The 17,119-nt window shown below is 40.2% G+C and carries 15 protein-coding genes and 2 pseudogenes; 2 read left to right on the top strand and 15 right to left on the bottom strand.

Features of this window, described 5'->3' with window-relative positions:
* Positions 1-50: 50 nt before the first annotated feature.
* The 6 genes and pseudogenes from F972_RS08895 to gloB all read right to left on the bottom strand — a co-directional run.
* Positions 51-1,055: pseudogene (locus tag F972_RS08895) on the bottom strand (histidine kinase); the annotation flags it as partial.
* Positions 1,056-1,174: 119 nt separating this feature from the next.
* Entirely contained in the window at positions 1,175-1,894 is a 720-nt protein-coding gene (locus F972_RS08890) for a 16S rRNA (uracil(1498)-N(3))-methyltransferase (protein WP_004676933.1), read from the bottom strand.
* 22 nt (positions 1,895-1,916) lie between these two features.
* The gene (metF, locus tag F972_RS08885) at positions 1,917-2,753 is read right to left on the bottom strand and encodes a methylenetetrahydrofolate reductase [NAD(P)H] (RefSeq protein ID WP_004676935.1); all 837 of its coding nucleotides are present in this window, start codon (positions 2,751-2,753) and stop codon (positions 1,917-1,919) included.
* Positions 2,754-2,828: 75 nt separating this feature from the next.
* Positions 2,829-4,211 carry an adenosylhomocysteinase gene (gene ahcY / locus F972_RS08880; RefSeq protein ID WP_004682627.1) on the bottom strand — a complete coding sequence of 461 codons (1,383 nt, stop codon included), beginning with the start codon at positions 4,209-4,211 and terminating at the stop codon, positions 2,829-2,831.
* Positions 4,212-4,517: 306 nt separating this feature from the next.
* The gene (locus F972_RS08875; protein WP_004676939.1) at positions 4,518-4,724 is read right to left on the bottom strand and encodes a hypothetical protein; all 207 of its coding nucleotides are present in this window, start codon (positions 4,722-4,724) and stop codon (positions 4,518-4,520) included.
* A 295-nt stretch (positions 4,725-5,019) separates the two neighbouring features.
* Complete coding sequence (gene gloB, locus F972_RS08870; protein ID WP_004757718.1) at positions 5,020-5,751, bottom strand: hydroxyacylglutathione hydrolase; 732 nt, start codon at positions 5,749-5,751, stop codon at positions 5,020-5,022.
* A gap of 341 nt (positions 5,752-6,092) precedes the next feature.
* On the opposite strand from gloB, the gene F972_RS08865 reads away from it, so the two are divergent.
* Entirely contained in the window at positions 6,093-7,079 is a 987-nt protein-coding gene (locus F972_RS08865; RefSeq protein WP_004757719.1) for a hypothetical protein, read from the top strand.
* Positions 7,073-7,939, top strand: a complete 867-nt coding sequence (locus F972_RS08860) for an arginase family protein (RefSeq protein WP_004682624.1) — start codon at positions 7,073-7,075, stop codon at positions 7,937-7,939. Before F972_RS08865 ends, F972_RS08860 begins: the two co-directional genes overlap by 7 nt.
* Before the next feature lie 71 nt (positions 7,940-8,010).
* Here F972_RS08860 and F972_RS08855 read toward each other — a convergent pair whose 3' ends face one another.
* The 9 genes and pseudogenes from F972_RS08855 to F972_RS08815 form a co-directional block, all read right to left on the bottom strand.
* Positions 8,011-8,706 carry a methionine ABC transporter permease gene (locus F972_RS08855; protein WP_004682622.1) on the bottom strand — a complete coding sequence of 232 codons (696 nt, stop codon included), beginning with the start codon at positions 8,704-8,706 and terminating at the stop codon, positions 8,011-8,013.
* Positions 8,703-9,728 (bottom strand): methionine ABC transporter ATP-binding protein, encoded by a 1,026-nt coding sequence (locus F972_RS08850; protein ID WP_004682621.1) that lies wholly within the window; start codon positions 9,726-9,728, stop codon positions 8,703-8,705. Before F972_RS08850 ends, F972_RS08855 begins: the two co-directional genes overlap by 4 nt.
* Positions 9,729-9,797: 69 nt before the next feature.
* The gene (locus tag F972_RS08845) at positions 9,798-10,673 is read right to left on the bottom strand and encodes a MetQ/NlpA family ABC transporter substrate-binding protein (RefSeq protein WP_004682620.1); all 876 of its coding nucleotides are present in this window, start codon (positions 10,671-10,673) and stop codon (positions 9,798-9,800) included.
* Positions 10,674-11,285: 612 nt separating this feature from the next.
* A complete protein-coding gene (gene purD / locus F972_RS08840; RefSeq protein ID WP_004769569.1) occupies positions 11,286-12,572 on the bottom strand; it encodes a phosphoribosylamine--glycine ligase in 1,287 nt (428 codons plus the stop codon).
* A 109-nt stretch (positions 12,573-12,681) separates the two neighbouring features.
* A complete protein-coding gene (purH, locus tag F972_RS08835) occupies positions 12,682-14,256 on the bottom strand; it encodes a bifunctional phosphoribosylaminoimidazolecarboxamide formyltransferase/IMP cyclohydrolase (RefSeq protein WP_004769567.1) in 1,575 nt (524 codons plus the stop codon).
* Positions 14,257-14,336: 80 nt separating this feature from the next.
* Positions 14,337-14,606 carry a DNA-binding transcriptional regulator Fis gene (gene fis / locus F972_RS08830; protein ID WP_001086304.1) on the bottom strand — a complete coding sequence of 90 codons (270 nt, stop codon included), beginning with the start codon at positions 14,604-14,606 and terminating at the stop codon, positions 14,337-14,339.
* 376 nt (positions 14,607-14,982) lie between these two features.
* Positions 14,983-15,849, bottom strand: coding sequence for a DUF3426 domain-containing protein (locus F972_RS08825; protein WP_004757723.1), 867 nt, complete (start codon positions 15,847-15,849; stop codon positions 14,983-14,985).
* A 14-nt stretch (positions 15,850-15,863) separates the two neighbouring features.
* Positions 15,864-16,769 carry a 50S ribosomal protein L11 methyltransferase gene (gene prmA, locus F972_RS08820; RefSeq protein ID WP_004757724.1) on the bottom strand — a complete coding sequence of 302 codons (906 nt, stop codon included), beginning with the start codon at positions 16,767-16,769 and terminating at the stop codon, positions 15,864-15,866.
* Positions 16,770-16,921: 152 nt separating this feature from the next.
* A pseudogene (locus F972_RS08815) lies at positions 16,922-17,119 on the bottom strand (IS4 family transposase); the annotation flags it as partial.

Here is a 17,119-nt window from a genome sequence, read left to right as displayed (position 1 = left end):
ATTGCCATCTAGCAGTAGGAATCCCCGTCCTTTAGGTCGGGGAGGATGTCAAAAAGTGTGTTTTTAACACGTTCAAGATCATCAGGATGTACGATTTTATGGAGCAACGAATAGTGATTCTCAGAACCACGCGTAACTTCTTTACGATGAGAATTGGTAATCCCAACAGTGTTATTTTCTAAATTCCATTCCCAGGGACGAATACCCGCAGTTTCATGGGCAAAAGCCAAGTTCTGGCGGTGTTCTTCCAGACTTTCATTCATCTGGGTAAGATCGAAAGTACGCTCACGGACCTTTTGTTCGAGTAAATGATTATTGAACTGCAGTTGTGCTTCTATGTCCCTGGATTTGTTGACTACACACTGCAATTGTTGGCAGAGTTCCTCTGTCCATTGGTTGTGTTGTTCCGCTACATCAATCAGTTGCTTGTTCTTGTCCAGAACCTGTGACAGGCGCTGGTGAATTTTAAAGGTAGCCTGTGCACATAGTAGGGTTGCAAAAAAAGACAGGTAATAGGCAATGTAAAACAGGGTATGTTCTTGATCTCTATGTATAATCTGGGAAATCACCAAGGGGCTGATGCTTGGAATGAAGAACAGGAAGAAGTAACGGATATGCTGGGTTAAAAAAGTCAGCGCAATAATATGTGAAGAGGTGAGCAGCAGGGCTGTCAAGCTTAGGATGTGTGATGTGGAAAGATTCGGGACATCCTTAATCAATAGGTCATTGATCACAAGGGTGCTGATCCCCAGCAATAAACCCGTGAAAAAGCAGATCACCTGAAAGGTAATGTTGGTTTTTCCAGCAAAGCGACTTGATGAGTAATATCTTAATGAAAAGTGGCAGATTGCGTAAAAAGTGAGTAATAGCGTAAGGGTAAGGGTCATCCATGTGGTAAAGATATTCGCACTAAAAGAATAGAAAGAAGCAAATAACAGATAGTCCAGAAGTGCAATAATAAATACACTTAAAACGAATAGGCGTACGTGGTTAGGATAGTTGATCTGATCCGTATAAATAAACTGCGGAATTTTTTTTTCTTGAACCCCTGACATATAAAGAATAATCCTTTTCATTTTTATCTGTGTTGGGCCTACATACGTTGCTGTATATCAACATCATCGTATTTTATTTTAAATTACCGCTAAAGCCATTGGAAAGCAATCCAAAACCATTATTTGGCTGAAAAGTGATAATTTAAAATGGATAAGGCGACAACTGGAGCGGTTTCAGTCCTTAAAACACGGTCTCCAATGCACCAGCTTTGAAAATGGTTCTGGTTTGCAGTTTCAATTTCTGCTTCACTCAAACCGCCTTCTGGACCAATCAGTAGCGCTAAATCAGGTTCACTATTCAGCAGTACATTGTTCTGGTCTTTATTTGGCGCCAAAACTAAACGGGCCTGTGGCAGTTCCGAGCTGACCCACTCTGTTAAGGCAATGGGAGCAAGGATTTCTGGAACAATGTTCATGCCACATTGTTCACATGCTGCAATCGCCACAGACTGCCAATGATCAATCTTCTTTTGGTCACGGTCATATTTCAGGCGCATTTCGCAACGCTCGCTGGTCAACAGTTGAATAGTGGTCACACCAAGTTCAGTGGCTTTCTGAATCGCATAATCCATACGATCCCCCTTGCTCATCACCTGGCCTAAAACCACTTTAAAGGGTGGTGTCCGATCAGCTGGCTCAAAATGATCAACTGACACAAACGCATTTTTCTTGTTGATTTCAGTGAGCGTCACGCGATATTCACCACCTTTTCCATTGAAGAAGATGGCCTGTTCCTGTTCTTTTGCACGGAGCACACGCACCCAATGATGAAACACCGATTCCGTCAATTCAATAGTATTGCCAGTGTTTAATTCGGCTTCGATGTAAAAACGGTTCATGTCTGGGGAATGCTCATGCAAATTAGTTTAAGCCAAGGTCAACAACGAGTTGTCGAGTTGGTTCGGTTTGGTTCATTGAATAGAAATGCAGTGTTGGCGCACCACCCGCAATTAAACGTTCACAAAGCTTCACAATCACTTCATGGCCGAATGCTTTAATACTTTCGCTATCATCACCATAAGCAGCAAGTTGCTTGCGAATCCAACGTGGAATTTCTGCACCAGTTCCATCCGCAAAGCGAATTAAATTACTTGCATTGGTAATTGGCATGATGCCTGGCGCAACGGGAATATTGATACCTTCTTTTTCCAATCTTTCTATAAAATAGAAGTAAGCATCTGGATTAAAGAAAAATTGAGTAATCCCTGCATTCGCACCTGCATTCACTTTTTCTACAAAGCGCTTAATATCAGCATCAAAGCTATCAGCCTGCGGATGCATTTCTGGATAAGCAGCAACTTCAATATGGAAATGGTTGCCTGAATGTTCACGGATAAACCGAACAAGATCTTGAGCGTATGGTAATTCACCTAAGCCAACTTGACCTGAAGGTAAGTCACCACGCAATGCTACGATGCGGTCAATCCCTTGTGATTTATATAAATCTAAGAGCTCAGCAATACGAGCTTTATCATCACCAATACAAGAAAGGTGAGGGGCTACGGGCGTACCTTTGCCATTAAAATCATGAATAGTTGCTAAAGTACGTTCACGAGTAGAACCACCAGCACCATAAGTAATTGAGAAAAACTCTGGGTTTAATCGCTGTAGTTCTTGGTGAACGATATGTAACTTTTCAGCGCCAGCATCAGTTTTTGGCGGGAAAAATTCAAAAGAAATAGGAATACGTTTCGTCATTTCAAATCCTTTTTTTAATCGCTTAGACATTATTTTAGAAAAAAGGGCAGCCCGTAAACGTCTGCCCTGATTTTCTTAGTATTTATAAGCGTCAGATTTGAATGGACCTTCTACAGGAACACCGAGGTAATCTGCTTGTACTTGAGTCAATTGGGTTAATACACCACCAAAACCAAGCACCATTGCAGCAGCAACTTCTTCATCTAATTTCTTGGGAATCAGTTCTACTCGGATTTTCTCAGCTTTTTGATCTTCAGGAAGATCGGCAAATTTTTCAGCGAACAAGTGCATTTGACCCAATACCTGATTAGCAAAAGAACCATCCATAATACGTGATGGGTGACCTGTTGCGTTACCAAGATTCACTAAACGCCCTTCAGAAAGAAGGATTAAGTAATCATTTTCATTTTCTGAACGATACACTTGGTGAACTTGAGGTTTGACTTCAACCCATTTGTAACCACGGAGGTAAGCTGTGTCAATTTCAGTATCAAAGTGACCGATGTTACACACTACCGCACCTGCTTTTAATGAATCAAGCATTGCTGAATCACAAACGTGGTAGTTACCCGTTGTCGTTACGATAAGGTCAGTGTTTTGAAGAAGGTCAAGATTGATGTCTTCTTTCTTACCTGTTTGAACGCCATTTTTGTATGGAGATACAACTTCGTAACCATCCATACATGCTTGCATTGCACAGATCGGATCTACTTCAGTTACACGTACAATCATACCTTCTTGACGAAGTGATTGTGCAGAACCTTTACCTACGTCACCGTAACCGATTACAAGTGCACGACGACCAGATAACAACATATCTGTACCGCGTTTGATCGCATCATTTAGAGAATGGCGGCAACCATATTTGTTGTCGTTTTTAGATTTCGTTACCGAATCATTTACGTTGATTGCAGGAACTTTTAAAGTACCATCACGTAACATTTCATACAGACGTTGAACACCTGTTGTTGTTTCTTCAGTTACACCGTGGATTTTTGCAATCACTTCAGGGTATTTTTCGTGAACAAGTAGTGTTAAATCACCGCCATCATCAAGAATCATGTTGGCATCCCAAGGTGTGCCATTTACATTGATTTGTTGTTCAAGACACCACATGTATTCTTCTTCAGTTTCGCCTTTCCAAGCAAACACAGGAATACCCGCAGCGGCGATAGCAGCAGCAGCATGATCTTGAGTAGAAAAGATGTTACATGATGTCCAACGAACTTCAGCACCTAACTCAACTAGGGTTTCAATGAGAACCGCAGTCTGGATGGTCATGTGGATACAACCGAGAATTTTTGCACCAGCAAGTGGTTTTGACGCTGAATAACGCTTACGTAAACCAATCAAAGCTGGCATTTCTGCTTCAGCAAGTTTGATTTCTTTACGGCCGTAGTCAGCAAGGGAAATATCAGCGACTTTATAATCTGTAAATGAAGCAGTAACCGCGTTCATCAGGATCTCCTAGAAAAATAGTATGGATCATTCTGTTCGCGGATGCCGTTGTTGGTTAAAACGAGTGTTCAACCGATCGTCGAGCCTGGCAAATTGATCTTTAGCGCCAATCAATTGTCGCAGCATCCCTCGACTAGGACATTATGATACTTGGAAATTATAATTGTTCCAACGTTATTTTGATGACAGTTGGTTAGAAAGCGAGAAATCAGCAATAAGATGAAAACTAAAAAACAGGTCAGTTTTTCATATCATAGGATTTCATGTCCATATGAAATCCTTGTTTATGTAAAGATAAGATCATGATTATGCTTTTAAGTGGTCTTCGAATTCTTCGCCCAGTTGCATTGCTAAAGCATTACCCGATAGGTCACCTGTGACCAAGCCATATTCTTTTTTAAAGCTAAAGGTAAATCCACGATTATCTGCCAGATTCTTAACGGAATATCCCAGTTTTTCCAGCCAAATACGAAAGGCCAATAAATTTTTTGCTTTAACAACTCTATTTTTCATACCAGAACTCCTTGTGAACGTGAGTTTATTAATAAGGGTCGCCGAAAATTTTTTAAAGGGGGAGTACAAACATTTATTTTTCTGCATATAAATTATGTAAAATTAGCGTAATTTTTATGAGGAAAATTTTATCTGTCTTTTTTTAATTGATTGTATTTGTTATTAAAAGTATTTTTTACGTGCTTCGATAAGATAATTTTCTGTAAAAATCCATTTAATTCTAAATGTAAAAAATGATTTCATTTTTCACTTTTTAAAGACTAAATTTTAGCCTTTAAAAAGTAGAACTTTAAAATTAGAATTGATCTTTAAGCGCTCTGATCCGTGCGAAATCTTCGGCACTTTCTGTGCGCAAGAAAGGATTGGTTTCAAGCTCTAATTCAATTGTACTTGGTAGAGTAATTTGTTCTGCATCTCTCAATGCTTTTACTTCTTTTATGCGTTCTTGTAGTGCAACATTATGAGGTTCAATTGTTAATGCAAACTCTGCATTTGCAAGCGTATATTCATGGGTGCAGTAAACCTTGGTTTGGATTGGCAGGGCAGCAAGCCGATTCAGTGAATGATACATCTGCTCAGCTGTACCCTCAAACAGGCGACCGCAACCCATTGCAAACAGAGTATCACCACAGAACAGGGTATCAATTTCTTCAATAAAATAAGCAATATGACCGAGGGTATGACCAGGTGTGGCAATAATCTCAACTTTTAAATCATTAAAGTGAAAATGGTCATTATGTTGCAGTGGATTCGATATAAACGAAATTTTACTGAGTTCATCACGTGGACCGAAAACTGGTAAATTTTGCTCAGCCAATAGAGCTTGTACGCCATCAGTATGATCGCGATGCCAATGTGTTAACCAGATTTGCTTCAACTCAAGTTGGTGTTGTTCGCAAAATGCAGTCACCAAATCTGCGTCAGTGGGGTCAATCACAACAACTTCTTGTGTCGTGGTATCTTCCAATAACCAAATATAGTTTTTTAAGGCATTTTTTACGTCAATTGCATGAATCTTATAATGCATAGCCGAGTCCTAAATATTTGTTTCATGCTGGGTTGATGATAAAGACCATCACCTGTGTCTAGTGTAAGTGGAAATATTAAAGAGTGCAAAAATAGTGTGTTATGTAACTGACGGTTTAGGCTAAATTCTGACACCTTTAAGACCAGAAAATCTTTAGAGTTGACAAGTGTAGTATTTTAAATAAATATGGTATAAAAGTTTTATAAGTTAATGATTTATATTCATCTTTAAATATATGGAATAAATGTGAAAATAATTTAAAAAGATTACTTAACAACATAAGGAAAGGGTAATTTCTCAGGATGAAATACAAATAAATCATAACAATAAGAGAGGAAGTTATGTCTGATTTGGTTGATCACGAAGTGGTGGTGATTTTTAAAAAATATTTGCAGCCCTTGTCTGCCAAACTCACTGAAATGCTGAATGAGCACTTTAGTCATCAAACTGAACGCCGTGGTTGTGGTTATACTCAGGCAACACGTTTGATTGCTGAGTTTGTCTCACAACCCCGTGATGCGCTTGGTTTTCAGGATTTGCGAATCTTTGATGATTATGAGACCAAGGGGTTGAGAAATATTTTAAACCAGAGCTCTTGCTATGGCTTGGAACTTGCCACTTGGCGTAATCTGGATATTCATGCCGATGTGAAGCAGTGTCTGCAACGCCTAAATCCAGAAGAGACATTTGCCCAGAATTTAAGGCAGGAAGTGGATTTTCAGGCCAAATTAAGAAATATCCATCAATATGCTGAACTTGAGGAAAGTATTCTGATTTGCCAGTTGCTTGCTGATATTATTTTGCCGCAGGATGCACGGACGATTGAGATGATTGAATGCCATGCGCTGGAAGAAAAACCCAAAGTGGGGTCCTGCCCAATGGCAGAGAAATTCTTTCTACGGATCGCACATCATCGTTTATTGAGACAGGGTGAAATTAATATTTTTGTAGATGAAAACCACCAGCCAATTATGATGGAAAAGCTGAATATGGGGGACAATCATTCCTGTATTAGTTTGGTACCATTGATGATGAATGGGGTGCGTTTACCCGCAGGTAGCCTGTTTTCTGCAAACTATGACATTGAACAACTGGAAAAACATAAAAATAAACAATATAAAGGCTATGTGATTCCCATCTCTGAAATGAATGGTTTCTGGTTTTTGCGTCTAACCACTTTGGCAGTGTCACCTAAAAACCGTGCCCGTGCATTTAACTCTCACTTTAAACAACAGGTGGATAATGGATTATTTCGACCTGATACGACTGAATTGAGCCAACTTATTGAAATTGCTAAAGATCAAATTTACGTAGGACATCCATGCTAAAAGCCTGTTACTCTCCGCGCTATTATGCCCGAACGCATACCAATAGCATGGAAAAGCTCACCGCGGTGGCGGATGTGTTGTGTAAGCATAAAATGGTTGAACTGATTGATCCAGGTTTGATTGATGTTGAAATCCTAAAGAAACTCCATAATCCGCAATATGTTGAGGCCTTTCTGGCAGGCGAGTCTGCATTTGCAACCATACAGGGCTTTAAACCGTGGAATGAACAATTGCGGGATGCAATTTTATCAGTACAGGCAGGGCAGTTGGTTGGTGCTGATATTGCGTTTAAAGAGGGTATTGCCGCGAATATCGCACAGGGCTTTCATCATGCCAGTTATGAGTCTGGTGCGGCGTATTGTACCTTTAATGGTTTGGCTTTGGTTGCAAAGCAATATCCTGAAAAACGAATCTTTGTACTGGACTGTGATCAGCATGGTGGAGATGGCACTGCGATATTTACTAATAGACTCACCAATCTGGTCAATTTTGGAATTTTTGGGATTCGTTTTGGTTGTAAGGCAGGTGAGCGCAGCCTGACCCGTTATATTCACCCCAAGCAGGGCAATTTTGATTTATATCGGGAGTCCATTTTTGAGGCGTTTCAATATGCTTCACGTTGGGAGGCCGATATGATTATTTATCAGGCGGGGATGGATTGTCATCAACATGATAAATATGGCTCGAAGTGGTTGACCACAGAGCTGTTGTTTGAACGTGACCGTTTGGTGTTTGATATGGCAAGGAAAATGAAAATTCCCATACTATTTGTGTTGGCGGGTGGCTATCAGGTACTTGAAGATCTGGTGCCTTTGCATGTAAATACGTTTAAGGCGGCAAATGAGGTTTATTTTCCTTAAGAAAACCGTTTCATTCTACATAAAAAAACAGCCCTTGTTTTTAAGAGCTATTTTTTAACAGTATTCATCAATTAGCGTAATTTTGCCAACCAATCTCCCAGCATTTGAACCAACTGCACAAGCAGCAGAAGTACGATGACGGTGAGGATAACCACACTGGTATCAAAACGCTGATAACCATAAGAAATAGCTAAATCACCGATACCACCTGCGCCAACAGCGCCCGCCATTGCTGTGGCACCAATTAGGGTAATCGTTCCTGTGGTTAGGTTCAGGATCAGTGAGCTGCGCGCTTCAGGGATAATAAACTTAAAGATGATTTGCCAAGGGGTTGCACCCATTGCCTGAGCTGATTCAATAATTCCTTCATTCACTTCAAGCAGAGAAGTTTCAATTAGACGGCCTAGGTATGGACCCACATAGATGGTTAAAGGCACAATTGCAGCCCATGTCCCAATGGATGTTCCCACCAGTAGTTTGGTTAGTGGAATCACCGCGATCAATAAAATGATAAATGGGAGTGAACGCAGGGCATTGACAATAGGATTCAGGAAATAGTAAATCGCCCGATTTTGTAGAATGCCACCTGTACGGGTAACCACCAGCGTAATGCCCTGAATCAATCCCCAGATACAGCCAAACAGTAATGAGAAGAAAACCATTTGGAATGTTTCTTGCAAAGCTGTAACAAACTGGTCGATTGTTAAAGCACTTTTCCAAAAAGGAGCTGTGACTTCAGTGAGCCATTGTACAATAAAATCTCTCATTGGCTGACTCCAGACTGTTCAACTTTAACGCCATGCTGCTCCAGAAATTGGATTGCTTGCCGAATAAGACTTTCATCACCGAGCAGTTGAATAAACATTTGCCCAATCACGGTACCATTGATTTCAGTCATATTGGCAAAGAGAATATTTAAACTGATATCAAACTGTTTGATGACTGCCTGAATTACCGTTTCCTGTGCAGATGTACCCAGAAACTGCAAACTATAAATACTATTGTGATGTCTGTGTTCAAGGTTGTTTAAGATATTTACTGGCAACTGTTGCTGTAATACCGTTTGAATAAAAGTTTTTGTGGTGGGGTGTTGAGGCTGACTGAAAATATCTAAAGTTGTACCAGTTTCAATCACTTTGCCCGCTTCCATGACCGCAACATAATCGCAAACAGATTCAATTACATCCATTTCATGGGTGACCATCACAATGGTGATGTTTTGTTCCTGATTGATCTTCTTTAACAGTGCCAATACAGATTGGGTGGTTTGCGGATCAAGTGCGGAGGTTGCTTCGTCACACAGCAGAATTTTGGGGTGATTGGCAAGCGCACGCGCAATCCCTACACGCTGTTTTTGTCCACCTGAAAGTTCGTCAGGGTAGGCATCTTTTTTATGTTTGAGATCAATAAAATCTAGCAGTTCAGCTAAACGTTTCTCTCGTTCCGCCTTGCTGTGACCAAGTAGCCTAAGTGGCATTTCAATGTTTTCAGACACCGTTTTGGTTTGTAATAAATTGAAGTGCTGAAAAATCATGCCAATATTTGCACGTTCTTGACGAAGAGTGCGTGCATCCATTGCAGTAAAATCTTTTTGATTGATGATGACCTGCCCTTCGGATGGGCGTTCAAGCAAGTTAATCAGTCGGATTAAGGTACTTTTACCTGCACCACTATAGCCAATAATGCCAAAGATACTTCCCGCTGGAATCTCTAAATTGATTTGATCCAGCGCGTTGATCGTTTGACCTTTTAGCTGATAGCGTTTTGAAATATTTTTAAATTGGATCATGTTCGTCAATACTAGGCAAAAAAGAAAAACAGGCAAAATTATTTTGCCTGTTTTATTGAGACGATTATATTACGGATTTGCTTCTGTGAGATAGCTTGTTGGCTTATTTACGTCAACTTTAGTGCCCGCAAAGTGTTCCTGTACATATTGCTTGACTGCTTCGGTATGATAAAGCGCGCCGACTTTTTGCAATACTGGATCATCTTTACGAGATTCAGCCGTTGCTAAAACATTGACATTCAATTTAGTGCTTTGATCAATTGGTTCGTAATAGATTGCATCTTTAAGAACGTTCAAACCACCTTCCATCGCAAGGGTGTTACCTAACAAGATTGCATCAACCTCGTCTTTTACACGTACAGCAGTTGCCATCTGAATCGGCTTGATTACAATTTTCTTGCTGTTTTCAATGATGTCGGCAGGCGTACCTTTCACTGGGTCAAAGTCAGGTTTTAACTTGATCAAGCCAGCGCTTTGTAAAAGTAATAATGCACGGGATTCATTGGCACCATCATTTGGAATGGCAATGGTTGCACCCTGGGCAAACTCTTCAACTTTCTTCACCTTGTTTGAATAAATCCCCATAGGTTCTAAATAAGTGGTTGAAACAGGCGCGATCTTGTCTTTGTTGGCTGCGTTGAAAGCAACCAGATAAGCATAAGACTGGAATGCGTTGAGATCAACTTCCTTATTGGCAACCGCGGTGTTCATTGCCACATAATCCGTGAAGTTTTTCACTTCCAGTTTAATACCTGCAGCCTTGGTTTCTGGCAGGCTGGCAATATGGCGCCAAATATCAGCGTCTGAACCTGTAGATGCGATAACAACAGTCTGGAGGCCCGCAGCATCATTTTTTTGTTCACTCGATGCGGTATCTGGCTGTTTACTGCATGCTGCAAGTAGTAGCACAGATACACTTAAAAAAAGGCTAATCAGCTTTTTCATGTATAAATCCTAATCGGAACAATGCCGAGAACATTATGATTTCTCAAGCATCAATCATTGCAATGGGTTTGTATGTTGCAAATTGGCATCCTCATTCAACAATCATATGAATTGTTTTTAATTTCTAATCCAGAAGACTGTTTGCAACAACACAAGAAATAGATGAATATTCAAATTCCAGTTGGTCTATCCCGTGTCTGGAAAATCTCTATCCAATTATTCCTTAAATTAAATTGGGAGCTGAATACAATAGAATATTGATGTTTTATTTTATTAAATGATTGAAAATAATCATGAATAATCTAAAACAACAATTGAGCTGTATTCAAGATTTTAGCAATCATAGCAATAATTTACCAACTGATACAGGGGCGGTATTTGTGTTTGGATATATAAGCATATGATTATTTGAGGGAAATTTTGTTGAAAGTAAATATAAACTGATGATAGTTTTATAAATTTTTTTAAATGTGGGGTTGAGTGATTTACGGGAAAATAAATATATGTTTTTCTGAATTTTATATTTAAGTAATGAATATAGAAGTTTGATTTATTGCCTATTAAAGAATAAAAAAGCTTTCCAAGGAAAGCTTTTTTATCAATTAGATTGGCTTATTCTGCCTTTTCACGCGCAATGGCACGGTAACCAATATCGCTACGGTATTGCATACCCGTAAATGTCACTTGACCACACACTTCTAAAGCATTGATCTGGGCTTCAAGTACTGTATCACCTAACGCTGTTACACAAAGAACGCGACCTCCAGCCGTTATGATATGGCCATCTTCAGTGGTAGCTGTACCTGCATGGAAGATCTTAGTATCTTCAGGAGATTGTCCGATACCAGAAATCACATCGCCTTTACGGACTGTATCAGGGTATCCTTCAGCTGCAAGTACAATACCGATGGATTTACGTTCATCCCACTCAGCTTCTTTTGGAAGATTGCCCGCAATACCTGCTTCAACCAAATCTACTAAAGATGATTTTAAACGCATCATAATCGGTTGTGTTTCTGGATCACCGAAACGACAGTTGAATTCAATAACGCGTGGTTGACCTTGTTCATCAATCATTAAGCCAGCATATAAGAAACCTGTGTAAACATGACCATCAGCTGCCATACCATCAACGGTAGGGCGCATGACTTCATTCATTACACGTTCAAATACTTCTGGTGTAACAACTGGAGCAGGAGAGTAAGCACCCATACCACCAGTATTTGGCCCTTGGTCACCTTCAAAAATACGTTTATGGTCTTGTGAAGTTGCCATAGGTAAGATGTTGTTGCCATCAATCATGCAAATGAAGCTAGCTTCTTCACCATCAAGGAATTGTTCAATGACAACACGTGAACCAGCATCACCAAACTTGTTGCCTGCAAGCATATCGTCTATCGCAGCAAAAGCTTCTTCGTTGCTCATGGCAACGATTACACCTTTACCTGCCGCTAAGCCATCCGCTTTGATCACGATTGGTGCGCCATGCTGTTCGATATAAGCTTTTGCAGCATCAACTTCGGTAAAGACGTCATAAAATGCGGTTGGGATGTCATGGCGCTTCAGGAAATGTTTAGCGAATGCTTTAGAACCTTCAAGCTGTGCAGCGTATTGAGTCGGTCCCCAGATTTTTAAACCTGCTTCACGTGCTGCATCAACCACGCCATTTACTAAAGGTGCTTCAGGACCAACAATCACCAATGCCACATCATTTGCCTTTGCAAATTCGATAATGGCAGGATTATTTAAAATATCGATATCAACGTTTTGACACTTATCTTCGGTTGCTGTGCCTGCATTACCTGGCGCAACAAAAACCTGAGTTACTTTTGCATCTTGTGCGATTTTCCATGCAAGTGCATGTTCACGGCCACCGCTACCCAAAACTAAAATATTCATTTTAAAGTTATTCCCTTTTTCAGTATTTAAGAATATACCTGTTCAGAATAAAAAAGTCCCCCTAGGATGCGATTTAGGTGTCGCAAGAAAGAGGGACTTCAGGGATATATTAATGACGGAAGTGACGCATACCCGTAAACACCATTGCAATACCTGCCTCGTCAGCAGCGGCGATAGTTTCTTCGTCACGCATTGAACCACCTGGCTGGATAATACATTTAATGCCAGCTTTAGCCGCATTATCAATACCATCACGGAATGGGAAGAATGCATCAGATGCCATGACCGCACCCTCAACCACTAAGCCAGCATGTTCTGCTTTAATTGCTGCAATACGTGCTGAATTGACACGGCTCATTTGACCCGCACCAATACCCACAGTTTGACGATCTTTCGCATACACAATGGCGTTCGATTTCACGTACTTGGCAACTTTCCACGCAAAGATTAAATCATCAATCTCTTGTTCGGTTGGCGCGCGTTTAGTCACAACCTTAAGGTCATCTTTGGTGATCATACCCAAGTCTTGATCTTGAACTAACAAACCACCATTCACACGTTTATAGTCAAGTTGAGCGTTACGTGCATCGATTGCAGGAAGTTCACCACACACTAACACGCGTACATTCTTTTTCGCACCAGTAACTTCAAGTACACCGTCAGCAATGCTTGGTGCAATAATCACTTCAACGAATTGACGGTCTACAATCGCTTGTGCAGTTGCAACATCTAATTCACGGTTAAAAGCAATAATGCCACCAAACGCAGATTCAGGATCAGTTGCATAAGCAAGATCATAAGCCGCATGGATACCATCTAATGAAACTGCAACGCCACATGGGTTTGCATGTTTAACGATGACACAAGCAGGTTTTGCAAATGATTTAACACACTCAAGTGCCGCATCTGTATCTGCAATATTGTTATAAGACAATTCTTTGCCTTGTAATTGTTTGGCAGTTGAAACTGATGCTTCTTTAGCATTTGCTTCAACATAGAATGCTGCATTTTGATGAGGGTTCTCACCATAACGCAAATCTTGAGCTTTATTGAGTTGGGTGTTGAACGTGCGAGGGAATAAATCTGCTTCACCTTCAGCCTTGCCAACACGTGCTCCTAAATAAGATGCAATCATGCCATCATATTGTGCTGTGTGCTCAAACGCTTTTACCGCTAAGTCGAAACGAGTCGCGTAAGAAAGTGCACCATTATCTTTTAATTCAGCAACGACTAAATCATAGTCAGAAGCATTTACAATAATACCCACAGAAGCATGGTTCTTCGCTGCTGCACGCACCATTGTTGGACCGCCGATATCGATATTTTCAATCGCATCTGCAAGAGAGCAGTTTGGTTTAGCAACTGTAGCTGCAAATGGATAAAGGTTTACTACGACAAGATCAATTGCATCGATATTGTGTTCTTGCATCACAGCTTCGTCTAGACCGCGACGCGCCAAGATACCACCATGAATTTTTGGATGTAGTGTCTTAACACGACCATCCATCATTTCAGGAAAACCTGTATGTTCAGAAACTTCTACTACAGCGATATTGTTGTCTTTAAGCAACTTATAAGTACCGCCCGTAGATAAGATTTCTACCCCTAATCCAGCAAGGTTTTGAGCAAATTCAACGATTCCAGTTTTGTCGGAAACAGAGATTAAAGCACGTTTGATAGTCATGATTCTAGTCAACAGTTTGAAGTCTACAGATTAAAACAAAGGCAAAAAAAATGCCCACGAGAACGTGAGCATTTTATCAATTATTCACTCATTAAACCGTGAGCTTTTAACTTTTTACGTAAAGTTCCGCGGTTAAGGCCTAAAATCTCAGCAGCGCGCGTTTGATTGCCACGAGTGTATTCTAAGACCACAGATAAAAGAGGTTTCTCCATTTCTGCTAAAACCATGTCATAAACTTGAGATGGTTGCTCACCTTGCAATTGTGCAAAATAATGACGAACTGCGCGATCTACGTGGATGCGAAGAGCGACATCAGATTGAGCCGTAAAAATAGGAGATTTGCTATTCATGCGTGTTAATCCGAAAAATCAAAATATCACTTGGATAAAGTGATAGGTAAATGTGGTCTAAATTACTGAGTCCTGTTTTAGATCCTAAAACAGTGACTCTAAAACAAAGGGACTATTAGCTTGCCACAAATCCTCGATTTGTGTAAAAAATAAGCGGAACAATGGTTAAATATTTGTTACAGCCTATTTTTAAAAACAAAAAAACCAACAGTGCGCTTAGCAGATAAAAGCACAGTTTGTTTAACGATTTTATTGTCTATAAATAACGAGGAGTATGTAGGTTAAAGCATTCGTGGCGCGTATCATACCACTGTCAGCGAAAAAGTGAGCAAATTAACTGCACTTTTTTTTATTTTTTTGTCATTTTTTTATGCGTTTAGGGCTGTACAATTTCTAAACTATAGTCATCGAAGCTATTTTTACTTTTTGGAATGCTAAATTCAAACTTAAAAGGGCTATTTGATGGGATGCGTTGAATGGTTTTTAAACTGTCAACCAGATAATCCTGTGGCTTGAGTGTAATGTCTGTTGTCACTTCTCCCTGGTCTTTCAGAACCACCTTGATGGAAGGGAGCAATATACTGTTCTCGTTGCGGTTGATCAGCACCCCTGAGAACTGGGTTTCATTCTTGCTGGTTTGTTTAAGTTTAACCTTTTCAAAACTGAGATATTTATATTGGTCATTTTGGGTTTTGCAGGTCAGCATGCCGCAGACATAGTTAAACATTTTGTTTAAGGCAGGGCTATCGTGCATCAATTTTGGGTTGAACCATAAAATCTGGAACGCAAACACCACAATCAGCGCGATATTGCCAATTCCCCAGAGTGTGTAATAAAGCCACCCATGTTGTTTGGTACTGTGATCATCATGATTATTAAGTAAAACATCTTCAGACAAATTCAAATTAGGCAAGGCGCTCACTGGCTCTGTATTGAAATAATTTAGGTTATTAAGATAGGTGAGCAGATCAATATTGGAGTTTTCAATTTTCTGGTCAAAAATACTTAAAATCTGCATTTGCTTTTCTGCAAATGAACTGTCTGGCTGAATCGACGAAAATAGTGAGCGGTTACTGGGTATTGGTACAACTTCACTTGTCTGTGATTCCAGCAAATTCGTCAGTGCGTTAAAGTTAATCACGCATTTTGGACAACAAACCATACCCTGTGCAACACTGAGTTGTGAAAGGGTCACTTTGTACGCGGTTGAACACTTAGGGCAGCGGGTTTGTTTTTCACTCATGAGTAACAATATTCTCAAATTGTTGTTTTACGTTTTCCAGAAATGCGGCACCAGTTCTCTTCACGCTTTTCAATCTCTAATATATCAAAAAACTCAGAGTAAACACTAGAAACATCAGCAACTTGCTCTTCGATTACACCAGCGAGTGCGAACTCACCCTCATTTTTCAATAAAGTTGAGAATTCAGGTGCCAGTGCCATGAGCGGTGCAGCCAAAATATTCGCAACCAATACATCCGCCTGTTGTGGTTTAAATTCCTGATCGAACTCTTCTGGCAAGCCCACATAAAGACGTTCCAGCACACCATTGAGTTCAGCGTTTTGTTTGGTGGCTAACACCGCCTGAGGATCAATATCGGTTGCATAAACCTTTTTTGCACCCATTAGCAATGCAGCAACCCCTAAAATGCCTGAGCCACAGCCATAGTCGATTACAACTTTTTCTTTTACATCGGTTTTGCCCAACCACTGTAAGCATAAAAAGGTACTGGCGTGGTTGCCTGTACCAAACGCTAAACCTGGGTCCAGCTTAATGTTAGTGGCATCCGCTTCAGGTGGTTCCAGCCATTCAGGCACAATCCAGTATTTCTCACCAATCTGAATTGGTTCGTAGTAATCCATCCAGGCACGTTCCCAGACCTGATTTTCCAGATATTCATGGCGCATTGGCACACCTGGAAGTTGGGCCCTGAGAAAAGCCTCCAGGGTATCAACATCAATTGGATCATCTTCTTCCTGTTGATAAATACCCGTTACAATGACTTTATTCCAGAGAGGGGTTTCTCCTGGTAAAGGCTCAAGCAATGCCTGATCTTCTGCGTCATCTAGCGTTACGCTGACCGCTCCCAGAGAGAGTAACAGGGTTTCGGTAAGTTCAACTTGATGTTGATCAACAGTAATATGAATTTGTAGCCAGTTCACAGGAAAACCTAAATTAATGTATTTGAAGTTATTGTAATGGATTCAAAAACTTTAAAGGGATTATAAAATAAACAGATTACAATTTTAAGATGAAATATGTTGTGACCAATTCTATTTGTTTTATTGTGTTTTTTCTCTGTACACGACAAATTTCACAGAACCCTTATCCTATCAGGATTCTGCTTTCTTAAAATTGCCAAAATTTCCTTAAACTCTTCTTTTTTCCCAAAACCAATTAAATGCTGAATCGCCATTTGAACATAGTCTAAACCATAGCGAAATAAACTCATTGAGAGTCGTCCATGCTTCTTTATTTTTATCGCTTTTTTTTGATTATGTTGCCATTCACC

This window comes from Acinetobacter sp. CIP 102529, assembly GCF_000368325.1.
In the GTDB taxonomy this organism is placed as follows: domain Bacteria; phylum Pseudomonadota; class Gammaproteobacteria; order Pseudomonadales; family Moraxellaceae; genus Acinetobacter; species Acinetobacter parvus.
This window is presented reverse-complemented; position numbering and strand designations above follow the sequence as displayed.